This is a genomic window from Brevundimonas sp. KH_060 (genome assembly GCF_057838275.1).
On the sequence record NZ_CM174463.1, the window covers coordinates 538218 to 552425 of the forward strand.

At 68.4% G+C, this 14208-nt stretch carries 17 protein-coding genes; 3 read left to right on the forward strand and 14 right to left on the reverse strand.

Features of this window, described 5'->3' with window-relative positions; translation table 11 throughout:
* Positions 1-222: 222 nt before the first annotated feature.
* The 13 genes from AC3IPP_RS02710 to AC3IPP_RS02770 are packed head-to-tail and all read right to left on the reverse strand — an operon-like array spanning position 223 to position 10231.
* Entirely contained in the window at positions 223-591 is a 369-nt protein-coding gene (locus AC3IPP_RS02710) for a helix-turn-helix transcriptional regulator (protein ID WP_489150271.1), read from the reverse strand.
* A complete protein-coding gene (locus tag AC3IPP_RS02715; RefSeq protein ID WP_489150272.1) occupies positions 581-766 on the reverse strand; it encodes a hypothetical protein in 186 nt (61 codons plus the stop codon). Before AC3IPP_RS02715 ends, AC3IPP_RS02710 begins: the two co-directional genes overlap by 11 nt.
* Positions 763-1071: a hypothetical protein gene (locus tag AC3IPP_RS02720; RefSeq protein WP_489150273.1), complete on the reverse strand. Its 309-nt coding sequence runs from the start codon at positions 1069-1071 to the stop codon at positions 763-765. The genes AC3IPP_RS02715 and AC3IPP_RS02720 overlap by 4 nt, the downstream gene beginning before the upstream one ends.
* Positions 1068-1679, reverse strand: a complete 612-nt coding sequence (locus AC3IPP_RS02725; RefSeq protein WP_489150274.1) for a lytic transglycosylase domain-containing protein — start codon at positions 1677-1679, stop codon at positions 1068-1070. Before AC3IPP_RS02725 ends, AC3IPP_RS02720 begins: the two co-directional genes overlap by 4 nt.
* The gene (locus AC3IPP_RS02730; protein ID WP_489150275.1) at positions 1673-2176 is read right to left on the reverse strand and encodes a S26 family signal peptidase; all 504 of its coding nucleotides are present in this window, start codon (positions 2174-2176) and stop codon (positions 1673-1675) included. The genes AC3IPP_RS02725 and AC3IPP_RS02730 overlap by 7 nt, the downstream gene beginning before the upstream one ends.
* Positions 2173-3354 carry a TraB/TrbI/VirB10 family type IV secretion system protein gene (locus AC3IPP_RS02735; RefSeq protein ID WP_489150276.1) on the reverse strand — a complete coding sequence of 394 codons (1182 nt, stop codon included), beginning with the start codon at positions 3352-3354 and terminating at the stop codon, positions 2173-2175. The genes AC3IPP_RS02730 and AC3IPP_RS02735 overlap by 4 nt, the downstream gene beginning before the upstream one ends.
* Positions 3351-4409, reverse strand: a complete 1059-nt coding sequence (locus AC3IPP_RS02740) for a TrbG/VirB9 family P-type conjugative transfer protein (protein WP_489150277.1) — start codon at positions 4407-4409, stop codon at positions 3351-3353. The genes AC3IPP_RS02735 and AC3IPP_RS02740 overlap by 4 nt, the downstream gene beginning before the upstream one ends.
* Positions 4388-5071 carry a conjugal transfer protein TrbF gene (gene trbF / locus AC3IPP_RS02745; protein ID WP_489150278.1) on the reverse strand — a complete coding sequence of 228 codons (684 nt, stop codon included), beginning with the start codon at positions 5069-5071 and terminating at the stop codon, positions 4388-4390. The genes AC3IPP_RS02740 and trbF overlap by 22 nt, the downstream gene beginning before the upstream one ends.
* Before the next feature lie 2 nt (positions 5072-5073).
* Positions 5074-6441 carry a P-type conjugative transfer protein TrbL gene (trbL, locus tag AC3IPP_RS02750; RefSeq protein WP_489150279.1) on the reverse strand — a complete coding sequence of 456 codons (1368 nt, stop codon included), beginning with the start codon at positions 6439-6441 and terminating at the stop codon, positions 5074-5076.
* 11 nt (positions 6442-6452) lie between these two features.
* The gene (locus AC3IPP_RS02755) at positions 6453-7136 is read right to left on the reverse strand and encodes a conjugal transfer protein TrbJ (RefSeq protein WP_489150280.1); all 684 of its coding nucleotides are present in this window, start codon (positions 7134-7136) and stop codon (positions 6453-6455) included.
* 28 nt (positions 7137-7164) lie between these two features.
* Positions 7165-9624, reverse strand: coding sequence for a conjugal transfer protein TrbE (gene trbE, locus AC3IPP_RS02760; RefSeq protein WP_489150281.1), 2460 nt, complete (start codon positions 9622-9624; stop codon positions 7165-7167).
* 8 nt (positions 9625-9632) lie between these two features.
* Positions 9633-9911 (reverse strand): VirB3 family type IV secretion system protein, encoded by a 279-nt coding sequence (locus AC3IPP_RS02765; protein WP_489150282.1) that lies wholly within the window; start codon positions 9909-9911, stop codon positions 9633-9635.
* Positions 9911-10231 carry a TrbC/VirB2 family type IV secretion system protein gene (locus AC3IPP_RS02770; RefSeq protein WP_489150283.1) on the reverse strand — a complete coding sequence of 107 codons (321 nt, stop codon included), beginning with the start codon at positions 10229-10231 and terminating at the stop codon, positions 9911-9913. Before AC3IPP_RS02770 ends, AC3IPP_RS02765 begins: the two co-directional genes overlap by 1 nt.
* A gap of 528 nt (positions 10232-10759) precedes the next feature.
* Here AC3IPP_RS02770 and AC3IPP_RS02775 point away from each other — a divergent pair.
* The 3 genes from AC3IPP_RS02775 to AC3IPP_RS02785 are packed head-to-tail and all read left to right on the forward strand — an operon-like array spanning position 10760 to position 13574.
* Positions 10760-11221 (forward strand): DUF6932 family protein, encoded by a 462-nt coding sequence (locus AC3IPP_RS02775; protein WP_489150284.1) that lies wholly within the window; start codon positions 10760-10762, stop codon positions 11219-11221.
* Positions 11218-12498: an XRE family transcriptional regulator gene (locus AC3IPP_RS02780; protein ID WP_489150285.1), complete on the forward strand. Its 1281-nt coding sequence runs from the start codon at positions 11218-11220 to the stop codon at positions 12496-12498. Before AC3IPP_RS02775 ends, AC3IPP_RS02780 begins: the two co-directional genes overlap by 4 nt.
* A complete protein-coding gene (locus tag AC3IPP_RS02785) occupies positions 12489-13574 on the forward strand; it encodes a beta family protein (RefSeq protein ID WP_489150286.1) in 1086 nt (361 codons plus the stop codon). Before AC3IPP_RS02780 ends, AC3IPP_RS02785 begins: the two co-directional genes overlap by 10 nt.
* Here the strand turns inward: AC3IPP_RS02785 and AC3IPP_RS02790 are convergent.
* The gene (locus tag AC3IPP_RS02790; protein ID WP_489150287.1) at positions 13531-14124 is read right to left on the reverse strand and encodes a sce7726 family protein; all 594 of its coding nucleotides are present in this window, start codon (positions 14122-14124) and stop codon (positions 13531-13533) included. The genes AC3IPP_RS02785 and AC3IPP_RS02790 overlap by 44 nt on opposite strands.
* Positions 14125-14208: the final 84 nt, after the last annotated feature.

A 14208-nucleotide genomic window follows, 5' to 3' on the forward strand; every position in this document is an offset into this window, starting at 1 on the left:
ATACGAACATTTCCTCTTAAGGCCCAGCTAGACGTGTCGCAGTCCATTGGCGGTGGTGGACCGCGCTAAACGAAAGACTGCGCAAGACGGCGGACGATATCGGCGATTCGGTCGCGAAGGCCGTCCGCGCCGGTGGCGATCCGATCCGGCACGGGCAGGAACAGTAAACTGAGACAATAGCGAACACCCAGACACCGAAACTAACTGGCTGTCGCAGCGGTCCTAGAAGTCGAAGCCGAGCTGACCCGCGGCGACGGTCGATCGCGGCCGCCGCGCGGGTCGGCTTTGGATGTGGGCCGGCGGCGGCGCCGCCACGGAGGTCGCCGGTTGAGCGGGAGCCGCGTTGATGACGCGGCCTTCCGAGGGGCGCGGCTTGGCTGCCGACGGCCGGTTTACGATCGGGGCGCCCCGGCTTTCGTTCCAGGCGGCGATGTCGCGTTCTCGCCAAGCCACCCGGCCGGGTGAAATCGGCACCGGGTCGGGGAAATCCCCGGCCTGACGCATGCGCCAGGCCGTCGTGCGGCCGAGCCCGGTCAGGTCGCGCACCTGACGCCAGCCGAGAAACCGGTCCAGCCCTCGCTCATGGGCCATGACGCTGCTCCAGGAGCGAGACCGCGCGATCGCCCATGACCGTAGCGAGGGCCGCCGCGTCGTTCGCCGCATCGAGCGGGTCGCGGCTCCACCAGACCAGCAGGACGGCCTTGAGCGGGTAACTGACCGAGGGGTCGTTCAGCAGGGTCTCCAGGCTGGGGCGTTCGGAGGTCATGATGCGCCCTCGCGGCGGCGGGCCTCGCGCCGCAGGCGCTGGCGCTCGCTGGAAGAGGCGACCGGCGTGGTGATCTGGGACTGAGCCCAGAGATCGAGCAGGTCGAGCGGGTAGAAAGGCTTGTTCCGGATGTGCCGGCAAGGCGGCCCGCCCGAGCCGGTGGAATAGGCCCGGGCCAAGGTCGTGGGCTTCATACGGATGCCCTTGCCCTCGAGAAACGCCGATGCCTCCGCTCGGGTCAGCAGGGTCTCTGCTGTCGCGGGCGCTTGATCGTCGCCGTGGCGGGGTTCTGTCACGAGTGTCATAGCGCGGCCTCCGCCGGCGAGCATTCCCGCGACGACCGGACGCCGCGACCGGCCGTCAGCGCCAGGTAGCAATTAATGACGCTCACGACGTAGTTCTGGGTCTCGGAGATGTTCGGGACCCGGCCCAGCCGGGCGACCCGATCGGGACCGGAATTATAGGCCGCGAGGGCCAGGCGCAGATCGCCGAAGCGGAGGATCTGGCGGGCCAGGTAATCGGCACCGCCGCGCAGGTTTTCAGTGGCGTCGAACCGGTCCCTCACGCCGAGATCGGCGGCGGTGCCCGGCATCAGCTGTGTCAGGCCGCAGGCGCCCGCGTGGGAGCAGGCCCGGGGGCGATAGGCGCTTTCCACCACGACCAGGGCGTGGAGCAGCTTGCGGTCCAGGCCATGTCGGTCGGCCGCTTCAGCGATGGCCTCGGCGAAGGGTTGGTCCAGATCCGCGAGACGGACGGCTTCCACACCAGCGACGTCGGACGTCGTGGTGTCCACGGCGGCGCCGACGAACAGGTCCCCGCCGGCGGGGCGCCAGTCGATGCGTGTCTGGGCGGCGGCCGGCGACGTCGCCGCGAGGACGACGAGGGCGGCGATGGGAAGGCTGTGTCTCACCATGTCAGTGTCTCCCGGTAGACGCCGTCAATCTGGGCGGTCGTGACCGGCCCGAAGTACCGGCTGTCCAGGCTGGACGGCGTGTCGCCGAGCAGCAGTCGTTCGTCGGCGGCGAGCCTGCGGCAGCCCCGCCAGGCCGGGAGAGGCGCGCCGTTGCGGTCCCTGTCGTGGATCCGGACGGTGCGCATTGGGGCGATCATCCGGCGGCCGTCCGAGCAGATGACATCGCCCCCCGTCGCCGCCACACGTTTGATCAGGCGCACCTCGGGCGGCATGCCCTGACGCGCCAGATAGGGACGCACGACGGCGGGCTGGCGAATGGCGACGACCGCGCCCCGCGAGATTTCGGCGGCCGCCGTGCGGACATAGACGCCCTTGGGCAGGCTCGGGCTTTCATTGATGAGCGCAAGGGCGGGCCGTTGTCCCGCGATCGCGCCGAACGCCAGGAGGCCGACGGCGGGCGCCACGGCCGCCGTGAGAAGACGACGGAAACGGGTCATCGGCGATAGGGCTCCAGAATGAGATCACGGGTGATCATCACCCGGACCGGTGCGCCTGCCCGGACGCTGATGGACGGTTGGACAGTGAGCTCGCGGTCGATGAGCCGTCCCCCGACCTGGGAGGCCTCAATGGACGCAGCGCTCCCCGCACTGGCGGCTAACGACCGATCGTCTGATCCGCCCCGCGCCAGCTCGCCGAGGGTGGTGATGGCGCCGGCGAAGAGCGTCGCGACGCCGAGCGGCCAGAGACGCCGGTCGACCTCGCCGCGGACCCCGACGGCCCCTTGCGCATCAACGCCGGGCTCTTCCGAGAGGATCAGGCTCTTGCCGTTGGGAAGGATCAGCCGGTCCCAGACCAGGAAGGCCCGGCGATCGCCATGGGCGCTCTCGCCTTCGTGGCGTCCGATCAGCCGCGTCCCCTGCGGGACGACGAGATGACGTCCCGTGATGGAATCGAACACATTCTGGCTGACCGTGGCCACGACGGGACCGGGACGAGACGTGTCGACTGCCGTCAGCAGGACGCCCGGGATGACGGCTCCGGCCTTCAGCTCATAGGGGGACACGGGCGCCAGCAGGCCGTGCGGACTGTAGATCGCCCCATAGTCCCGCATCGCGGGCGAGGGACTCGAGTCTGATCGGCCCGCGGTCTGGACGGTTCCGCTTCGCGGCGCGCCCTCGAAGAAAAGCCCCGAGGCGGCGGCCTGGTCCGCCGGTCGCGGCGCGCGGGGCGCCGCGCTGTAGGGGGGCGCAGGTACGCGCGCGGGCTGTGGGGGTGCGACGGTCTCTCTCGCCTCGGGCGTCGCGCCCCGACGCTCCGGCAGGGTGTCAGCCTGGACGAGGCGATCATAGCTGGCCGGCTGGTCGGTCACGCGATCCGAAGGTCGGACGCTGCCTCGCGCCTCGCCTGCGCCGTCGGCGTCCGCGGCGTCGCGAGCCTGGCGCGTCATCTGCGGCTGGACCACGAAGGCCCAGGCCAGAGATCCGGACACGAGCAGGGCCGCAACCAACACCGCCCCCTGGACGACAGGCTTGCGGATGCGAACGGCCCCGGGACGCGGCGCCCGTCCCATCAAGGGCGGCGGCGGGGCCTTGGGAGCCGTGACGGGCGGCGGGGTCGCCGGTGTGTGCGTGTCGTGTTGAGTTCCGACGGTTTCAGCGCTGTGAGGATCGGTCATCGAGCGGCTCCCGGTAGGCGGCGGATATGGACGATCTGCGGTCGACGATCGCCGAGCCGGAGCTCCGCTTCCTCGAAGATCCGATCGACGATCAGGACGCCGTCGGCCTGCCGATAGTTGACCAGCTGGAGATCTCCGTCGGCCTTGATGAAGAGGGCCGGCGCCTCGTCGATGTCGGCGTCCGGCGACAGGGTGATGAAGGTCCGTGTGCCGTCATTGAACACGGCGGTCGGTGCCCAGCGCGGCGCGCGCCCGCGCGAGTCGATCCGGTAGCGGGCGTCGAGCGGTCCCTGGGGTGTCGCTGCGGCGACGTCGACCGGCGGCAGGTCGGACTGCTCCTCGGCAGCGTCCGGGCCATGCGACGCAAACCCGTAGTCCCAGGCGATGGCGGCGTTGAAGGCATCGGCCGACCCGCTGCGCAGGGTCAGGAGATAGACCCTCTGGCTCGTCGTCAGGACCAGATTGGTCTCAAGCCCGGCCTGCAGCGGTTTGATCAGGACATGAGTTCGCGCCGAAACGCCCGCGCCGGACTGGCTCTCGCCGATCTGCCAGCGGACCGTGTCCCCGGCCGCCTTCGCCGACACCGTTTCTCCCGGGGCAAGGGTCAGGGTGGTGACCCGCAAGGGTGCGGTCCAGACCTCATAGACCCGCCCGTCGGACCAGGCGAACACCTGAACTCCGCCGACAAAGGCGTCCGCGCTGGAGGCGGCGCGCGCAGCCCGGTTGGCAGCTGCGATCGCCGCGCGTCCGGAAGGCAGGCTCTCGGCCTGAGCGGGCTCGTTCCGACGTCGATGCGGCGGCTCGGATGCCGCGACCGCCTCGAGATAGGGCCGTGCCGTCGAGCCGAGATCATCGGCCGCCGGGACCGGATCAGGGGCGAGCTCCATGACCGGTGCGCGACGTGCGACCGCCGGCGCCTCCGCGAGACCGATCTGCGTGGAGAGCGTGGTCGGTTCCACGCCGCCGTCGGCCCCACGAAATATCGCGCAGCCGGAAAGCGCAAAGGCGAATGTGACCGTGACAACGGTCCCGCTCAGGAAGCGTCGGGGGTCCATGAGACATCCTCGATCTTGAGGCCAAGGGGATTGCGCATCAGTTCCGCCTCGTTGCGGGGCGGCTGATGGGCGACGGTGATGAGGGCGCGCCAGCGCTCGGCGCCGGCTTGCTGACCGTTGACGAAGCGGGTCTCGCGCCACTGCAGATCGAAGGTTCGCTCGCTGCGGCGGACCACATTGAGCACTTCGACATTGACCGCTTCCCGGCCGGCGTCAGCGAACGGATCGTTGGCCTGGGCCCAGTCGTTCAGGAAGGCGGAGGCCTTGGGGGTCAGAAGGTCGTAGGCCCGCAGCCAGTTCTGACGGATCACGATCGGATCGATCGACTTGGACCGCACGTCCCGGATCCACTGAGCGAGCGCATAGCCGGTCTGGGCCTCGGTCGGCTCATAGCGGCCGTCCAGGGCGGTGATCTTCTGGGTCTGTCCCCAGTCGGACACCTCGACGACGAACGGGCGCACCACGGCGCGATCGGCCTGGGCCCACCAGCCCGCGCCGAGAAAGGCCGCCAGGGCGAGATTGGCCAGGGCGATGCGGCGCCAGTTGCGCGCGTGGGCGATGGAAAGACCCATCCGGTCGTCCCAGACCTGACCGGCCCGCTGGTAGGGCGTGGCCTCGGGGGACGCGGTCAGGGCGCGTTTGGGCTTGAAGAAGGGATGCATGCTCAATCCTCGGGTCTGACGGTGGGCTTGAGGGCGCCGCTGTTCTCTCCGGCCGGCATCAGGGCGCGGGCTGAGTTGGCGATGAAGAAGGCCTGGAGAGCAGCGGATCGGCCGGCGGCGCGACCGCTGCCTGCACCCTGCGTTCTCTCCTCCGACAGGGAAGGCCTGGCGCGGCTCTCGGCGTCAGGCGCCGACCTGCCGGGGGACGGCGCCGCGGCCGACCGACCGGGCGGCTCATCAGCGGACGACGTTGACGTTGACGGTGATGGCCCCGACCCTGCGGGCGAAGAGCCGAACGCGGGGGAGAGCGGTGGAGTCGCCGCACCACCGCTGGAGCCCGGCGCGGGGCCTGGCGAAGGTCGCGGTCCGCCGCCCGGCGGAAGGTTTCCGGACGAAGGTCCGCTTCCTGATGAGCGCGCTGCGGAGGCCGCGCCTGCGGCGGCTCTGGACGACCCGCTGACGGCGGCAGCTCGCCCGGCCATGGCTCCGGCCCCCGCCACGCCGCCCGCCACGAGGGCGCCGGCGCCGGCGACAGCCAATCCGCTCGTCAGGGCTGCGCCCGCTCCCAGGGCCGGCCCGCCGGTCACAAGGGCCGAGGCGAGGTTCGGGATGAAGATGGCCAGCATGGCCAGCAGCAGGGCGGCGACCAGAATGGTCAGGGCCTCGTAGATGTCTGGATTGGCGGAGGGCTGGAGCTGGTCGAAGATCGTCCGTGCGCCCGAGACGACGATGGCCAGCGCCAACACCTTGAGCCCGGAGGAGACGACGTATCCGAGCGGCCTCTCGGCCAGAAAGGCGGTCTTGTTCCAGATGCCGAACGGCAGGAGCACGAAGCCGCCCAGGGTGACGATCTTGAACTCCAGCAGGGAGACGATGATCTGCAGGGCGAGTATGGCGAAGGCCAGCATGATGCCGATCATCGCCAGGCCGAGGATGAGGGCGTCGGCCATATTCCCCATGACGTCGAGCGGGTTCTCGACCGGCGCGGGCGTCTCTCCAAGCGCCTTCACGATCTCCCAGCCCTGCTGGAGGATGGCCCCGGGGTTAAGGAATTCGGCGCGGGACAGGGAGCCGCCGCCCGCGGTCAGGCCGAGCTCGAGGAAGCCGGCGTAGATCGTCTCCGACAGGGCCTGCCAGTCATTGATGAGCCAGGCGAAGGCGCCGATCAGCAGCACCTTGCCGAAGCTGGCGGCGAGGATTTCCCGGTTGGGCGAGAGCGCCCACTGGATGCCCGTCAGCGCCACCACGAGCGCGATCAGCAGTCCGAAGACGCCGTTGACCGAGCTGGACAGGGCGTCGAAGCCGGCGGTGACGGTGTTGGAAAACACCACCATCAGCTCGTTCGGGGTCTCCATTCCGGGGCCGGCCATCATCGCTCTCCTCAGTCCCGAGCGTGGGGCAAGGGGTTGAAGGACGGGGCGGCCGGGGTGGAGGATCCGCGCTCCCAGAAGCGGCGACGGGCCTCTATCGCGGCGTCCCGGTCGGCCGCTTGGCGCGCCGCGCCCTCGGCCATAAGCCGGGACTGGGCCAGAAGCAGGGTCCGCATGCTGGCCAAATCCTCTGCGAGGACGGACAACATCTGGGTCGAGGACTGGATCGCGGCCGTCTCGCCCTCAGCCGCCTCGCTGGCGGCCATAGCGCCCCGGACACGCCCGTCCCGGCTCCGGGCCAGCCGCTCCAGTTCGGCCGCCGTTCGCGCCAGATCCTCGGCGGTCCGTCGGGCGGTCGTAGACCGGTCGGCGCCGAGCGCCGTGAGATCCGAGAGAGACAGGTCGTCAGGGTACAGATCGGCGAACTGCCGCTGCACCCCGTCGAGGGTCGATGCCGTGCCCCTGACGGTCCGCGCCAGCTCGCCGATGTCGCGCAGGGTGTCCGATGACTCGGCGAGATGGCTGTAGGGCGAGGCGGCGAGACTGCGCGCCTGATTGGCCAGCGCCCGCGCGTCATTGGCCAGGCTTTCCAACTGCCGAGCCGCCTGGAGGCTGGTCTGCACATGGGCGCGGGGATCGTAGACGATCTGCTGGGCGGCGGCGGCCTGGGCGAAGCCGGCGACTGCGGCGAGCACGAGGCCGGTCGCCGCCAGGACCGAGGACCTACTCCGCCGCGTACCGGACGGGGTTCGGGACGGGCGGATCGAAGCTGTCGAAGACATTCTCGACATGTTGGACTCCTTTGGCTTTGAGGAATTCGCGGGCGAAGCGGTCCGGCCGCAGGTCGGCCGGGTCGAGAGCCGCGAGCACGCTCTCGATAAGCGCCTGGTCATCGGGAGAGGACGCGCCGCAGAGGGCCAGGCCGGCTCCGGTCAGCTTCAGATCGAACAGCCGTCGCCCGTCGGGCTGTCGCCAATAGTAGGTGCGCTTGGGGGTCGCCCAAGCGATCAGCTCGAGCTGACGACGGTTCAGGCCGAACATCCGGTAAAGGTCCGCCGAGGCCGGCTCGAGCGCGCGCGGGTTGGGCAGGAAGATCTGGGTCGGGCAGCTCTCGATCAGGGCCGACGCAATGGACGAGCGCACGACGTCATCGAGCGACTGGGTGGCGAAGACGACCGCCACGCCCTTCTTGCGCAGTGTCTTGAGCCATTCGCGGATGCGGGCCGCGAATGCCGTCTCACCAAGGAATAGCCAGGCCTCGTCCAGGATCAGGAGGGTCGGCCGCCCGTCGAAGCCGCGCTCGATCTCATGAAACAGGGCGGCGAGCACGGGGGCGACCGCCGATGGCGTCGCCATAAGGCTCTCGAGCTCAAAGCACTCGAAGTCGGCGAGCGCTCCGTCCTGCGGGGCGACGCCGTCGATCAGGGCGCCGTGAGGCCCCTTGAGCGTCAGAGGCTCCAGGGCCGCCGCCACCGCCTTGTCCTGCACCAGGGCCGTGAACACGGTCAGCGTGCGCTGTGCGACGGGCGCCTGGGCCAGGGCGCCGAGCGCGGCCCAGATCTCTTCGCGGATCCGCGGCGTGGGCGCGAGACCTGCGAGACGGACGGCATCAGCGAGCCACTCTGAGACCCAGGCGCGTTCGGCGTCGTCCTCGATCCGGGCGAGCGGCTGAAGGGTGAAGTCGCCGCCCGGCTGCAGGGGGTGCCAGCGCCCACCGGCGGCCAGGGTCGCGGCGCGCGCGCTACGGCCCTTGTCGAAGACTACGACCCGGGCCTGCGGATAGCGGAACCACTGGAGACCCAGAAAGGCCAGCAGGGCGCTCTTTCCTGAGCCGGTCGGCCCCACGACCATGGCGTGGCCAACGTCGCCGACATGCAGGGAGAGCCGGAAAGGCGTGGACCCGCTAGTCCGAGCGACCGCCAAAGGCGGCCCTTGCAGGCGGGGTTCTGCGGTCGGCCCGGCCCAGACGGCGGAGACCGGAAGAAGGTCGGCGAGGTTCAAGGTGGAGACCAGCGGCCGGCGGACGTCCGCATAGGGCTCGCCCGGCAGGGAGCCGAGCCAGGCCTCGACCGCATTCAGGTCTTCGGTACGGGCGACGAAGCCCTGGGCGTTCAGGGTCGCCTCGATCGCTCGCGCCTGCTCCGCCGCCCGGTCGGGATCGCGCGCCGTCACCGTGATCGTCGTGGTCAGATAGCCGTAGGCGCAGGCATCCGAGCCGAGCGCCTCCAGGGCGCCGTCGCACTCGTCGGTCTTGGCGGCCGCGTCCGTATCGAGGAGCGGCACTTCCTCCTTGGTGATCGCCTCGCGCAGCAGGACGCCGACGCCCTTGCGCTTGGCGAACCACCTCTTGCGCAGCTTGACCAGTTCGACCTCGGCGTCCGCCTTGTCGAGGCCGATCCAGCGGGCGCTCCAGCGATAGGCGAAGGGCAGAGCGCCGAGGGCGTCGAGCAGCCCCGGCCGCGTGCTCGCCGGGAGACCGCGCACCGAGACCACCTTCAGTGTCCGGCCGTCGAGCGTGGGCGCCACACCGCCCAGAAGCGGTGCATCGGCCAGCCAGGCGTCGAGGAACATCGGCGTCGCGGGCAGTTCGAGGCGGACGGTTCGGGGCGAGACGCAGTCATGGAGCCAAGTCAGGATCTCCGCATCGTCCAGCATGGCGACTTCCGGAAGGGCGTCGGCCAGAAGATCGACGATCTGTGCGGTCTCGCGCGTGAAGGCGTCCAGCGCGTTGCGCCAGTCGCGGCTCGCCGGGTCAGCTCCGTCGAACAGGACCCGCTCTATGCGGCGGGTCTGATCCGCTGGCGGCAGCCAGGTCAGTGCGGCCCGGTAATCGGTCTCGTAAGCCGGCTCGCTGGTCTCGAAGAGGGCGCGGCGCTCTGCGTCGATCAGCCAGGCGGCGGCGATCTCGAACTCGCTCTTCGGATAGGCCTGGGCGGGACGACGACGCGCCTCCACATGCAGACACCACCCGCTGCCAAGACGTTTCAGCGCGTTGTTCAGCCGCGCCCGGACCGACATCAGCTCCAGGTCCGAGGCCGACTCGAGATCGGGCCCCCTGAAACGCAGACCGCAGGTGAAGGAGCCGTCCTTGTTCAGCACCACGCCGGGGGCGACCATGGCCGCCCAGGGCAGATGATCGGCCAGAAGCGCCGGTCGTCTACGATGTTCATCCAGAAAACGCATGATCTCTCTCACGCATCGAGGTGGCCGGGCAGGGCCAGATGGCGGCGAAGCACGTCGAAAAACCGCTTGTCCGCCCGCGCGGCGTACAGGCCGATCGCGTGGGCGACCGCCCACCACAGAAGACCGAGCCACCAGATCCGCAGGGCCAATCCCAGCACCACGGCGACGGTGCCCATCAGGATGGCGTAGTCCCGCGGCATGCCGGCCAGGGTCACCGGTTCGGTGAGCGCGGCGGCGACCGGCAGTTGCCAGCCTGGCGGACGGTGATCAGACGATGTCTCGGACATCAGGCGATCTCCGCCCCGCCGGCGAAGCCGAAGAACTGCAGGAAGAAGGTTGAGGCGGCGAAGGCGATTGACAGGCCGAACAGGATGCCGAGCCCGCGCCGCATGGAGGAGCCGTTCTCGCTCATCGCCACGCCGGCGCCGAAGAGCACTACCGCCACCACGGCGGCGGCCTGAACGACGGGCCCTGTGATCGACTCCACGATCTGCTGGAGCGGTCCTTCCCAGGGCATCCCAGACCCGCCTGCCAAGGCCTGGCCAGCGAAGAGAAGGCCGCAAGTCACCGTCGCGGCCGACAGGCCGCGTTGAAGTAAACGCGTCATGGTAGGATTCCTGAGGACTTTGGCGTAGAAGACGCCGACCCGTCATAGTCATCAAAAACATCCACAGGCTGTCAACGAGTGCTGTGAATATATTTTGAGAGGGGTAGGAGTGTACGGCTGGCGGGCGTGATCAGCTTGGCATCGATGTCCTAGCGGCGTGTCCGACAAGTCGACAAAGACTTGTCGCGAGATCGGGAAATCGCGGCTGCGGCGAGAGATAGGCGATACGGGCTGCAAAACCGTCCCAGTCTGAGCAGGAGGCGTCCCGCCCTGCGCGGGCCAGGCCGCACACCGCGCCACGGGTGTCCGGCAGTCTCGAATATTCACGCCGATCGGTGGATGCGACGCAGACAGGCTTCACCTGACCCCCGCTCAGGCAAGCCGAGCCGTGGTCGCGACCGGCCAAATTTCGCTTCGCGCCGCCGGACTTGTGGATCGGTAGACGACATCGACTCGCGTTAAGGTCGAAAGGCCTACGCTTCACGCGATAAACTTGACAAACTGACACAACAATATCATTGTGTGCGCATGATCCCGGACTTTATTGATTTGGGCGGCTCTGCGCCTTGGCCGGTTCTGCCGCCAGGCGTCCATGACGCCACCCTCGCCGAAGTTTCGGCGCGGTTTGCGACCACGCCGCACCGGGTCTGGCTTTTCGGAGGTTTCGTCAGGATGACCGAGGCGCTCCGGCGAGCGGGCTGCGCTTCCATTTTTCTGGACGGCAGTTTCATCACGGCCAAACCCCATCCCGGCGATTTCGACGGCTGCTGGGACGTCGCTGGCGTCGATCCTCAAAAGCTCGACCCGGTTCTCCTGGACGTCGCGAACAAGCGCGCCGCTCAGAAGGTGAAATACTTCGGAGAGATGTTCGCCATCCAGTTGCCCCTGAACCCCGGCCTCCTTGGCTTTTTCCAGACCGAGAAATTCACCGACCAGCCCAAGGGCATCATTCGTATCGCACCAGACGCGCAGAAAGGAGCGACCCCATGATCACGAACGACAAACAATATCGGTCTGCCCGCGCGGCCGTCGTCCGGCTCCAGGCCGATCTTGCGCGCTTCGCCTCGACTTCGACCGATATCCACCCCCTTCTCCTCAAGGTGCAATCGGACGGCCTAGAGAGCCAGATTTCTGAGCTTGAGGCCGAGATCGAAGAGTATGACTCCCTCCAGTCCGGGGCGGTCACGCGCTTCGAGGCCGAGGGTCTTCATGACCTGCCCGATATTCTCATCCGGGCGCGGATCGCCCGCAATATGAGCCAGAGGGATCTTGGCACCTTCTTGGGGATCGCAGAGCAGCAAATCCAACGCTACGAGGCGGAACGCTACCGGTCCGCCAGTCTGGAGCGGCTGTCCGAGGTGGCGGCGGCACTCGATATCGCGGTGCGCGAGAGCGCTCAGCTCCGCACTGCGCCGCCGGAGGATTCGGCGGCCGTATCGATCTCCACCTATCCCGTGTCAGAGATGTTCAAACGAGGCTATTTCGACGACTTCGCCGGGACGGCAGCGCAGGCGCGCAAGGCCGCCAACGATCTCGTTCCAGGATTTTTCCGGCAAGCGGCCTATGCTTGGACGCCCATGGCCCTGCATCGCCGCTCCATCCGCAGTGGCTCCAACCCGCATTTCGCGGCACTCGCGGCGTGGGAAGCTCGGGTCAGCATCCTCGCGGAGAAGCGCAGGCCGTCATCGGCTTTCGATCCGGCATCCCTGACCCCGGCCTGGCTCGACGGCCTGGTTCGCCTTAGCCCCCACGAAGATGGCGTCGTGCGCGCGGGTCGTTACCTTCAGGATGCGGGGATCGCCTTGGTGTTCGAGCCGCATCTGCCCGGAACGCTGCTCGATGGTGCGGCCCTGCGCAGTCCATCCGGCATTCCCGTCGCCGCCCTGACGCTCCGCTACGACCGGCTGGACAATTTCTGGTTCACCCTGCTGCACGAAGTCGGGCACCTCGCGCTCCATATCCGCGAGGGCGGCTATCAGGCCATCTTCGACGACACCGATGCACCCGACCTGTCTCCCGTGGAGGCGGAGGCGGACCGATTCGCCCAGGAGGCCCTGCTTCCTGAGGATCAATGGCGACTGTGCGTCTCGCGCTTCACGCGAACCGAGAAGGCCGTGGCGACTGACGCGGCGCGACTGGGCCTGCACCCGGCGATCATCGCGGGCCGGATCCGGCGCGAAGCCAAGGACTACACCCTGTTTCGCAGTCTCGTCGGGGCAGGAGAGGTTCGCCGACAGGCGGCGCGGGAGGATCTGTCATGGAATTGACCGCGAAGACCTATGTTCCGGTCCTGAAATGGAGGCAGGGCGAATATCAGGCCCTGCTGCGACTGCATGCCGCCGCGAAGGACCGGGTGGTCCCGCTAATCGAGGTTACGCCGCCCGAATGGGACTTCGAACATAACCGGTTCAAGAAGACGATCGACGGCCAGCTGACGCCCTTCGCGTCACGGCTGGAGAAAAAATGGGGCGCTCGCCCGGCCTTCCTGGACACCAACCTGCTGAAACCGACCGAGCGGATGATCGGAGGCGTGCATCCGCTCACCTACCTGCTCGACGCGGTTCGTGCGCGCGGCGGCGTCCTCACGCCCGTGACGGGGCTGGCGCGCGATCTGGCGCATTACAACGCCCTCGCCGCCGGCATGGCGCTGGACGGCCGGGGCGTCGCGGTCCGCGTCAGCCTCGACGAGATCGCCGATCCCGTCTTTCCAGTGACCCTGATCGGTCTTGTCGCGTCGCTCGGTGTCGGCCTTTCCGAAACCGATCTGATTGTCGATTTGGCGGCGAAGAATTTCGAACCTTTGGCGGACCTCATCGCGCTCGTCGCGGCGCTCCTTCAATCGCATGCGGTCTATGGCGACGTCAGGAGTCTCGTCCTGATGGGCACCTCCTTTCCGGTCTCGATGGGTGAGGTCAAGCTGGCGACCCAGATTCTGCCCCGCCTGGAATGGAAGCTCTACAAGGGGGTGGTCGGCAGCCTGGCTTGCGGATTTAGGCCCCTGGCGTTCGGCGACTACGCCATCGCCTCCGCCGATATACCGGGGGGAGATATGCGGCTTCTGAAGCCGTCCGCCACCATTCGCTTCACCGTCGCCGACGGGTGGTTCATCACCAAGGGCAACAATGTGAGGGACAACGGCTATGGCCAGTACCGGGGCCAGTGCGGCACGGTCATCACGTCCGGCCACATCGCGGCTTCGGGTTATTCGGCGGGCAGCGACTACATCCGCGGCTGCGACGCCAAGACCGAGAAGACCGGCAACCTGACGACCTGGCGGTGGGTCGGCACCAACCATCACATCACGCGGGTCGTGGACGATCTCGCCAGTTTCCACGGTCCTTGAGGGCGGCGCGCACCAGACCGGCCAGCTTCGTCTTCGGATAGCGGGACACCAGTTCCGCATAGAGGACGGCGCGCGGCGCGCGCAGGAGGCGGGCGTCACAGCCTTGGGCTTCGAGGATGGCCCGGACCTCTTCGCGCCAGAGCAAACGGGCCACGGTCATCGGATCGGTCGCCCGGTTGGTCCGCTCCGCGCGTAGCCGGCGGAAGACAACGGCGCCATTGGCCGCTCGACGGGCGGAGATGACCCCCCACCAGTCCGGAAGCAGCGACAGGGCGGCAGGCAGATGACGCTCGTCCGCGATCAGGGTCGCCCGGTCGACCACCCGGCCATAGGCCTCGACCTGTCGAGGCAGCCGCTCAAGACTGTCCGCCTCCGCCTTGATCTCAACGCCCCGGATATGGCCGTTGATGACCGCAATATCGACACGTGAGGCGCCGTGGGCGAGGCCGAGTTCGTTGACGACCAGCGTGTCCGGTGCGCTCGCGGCATGGGCCAGCAGGCGCCCCAGGGCCGCCGTGCGCAAATCTGCGTCCTTCAGACGAGGTCTCATGCCGATCTCTTGCCGGAGTGCGGACTCCCGCGCAATCGTCATCCGACCGAGGGCTGCGGCGTGACCAGACCTTCCTCCAGGCGT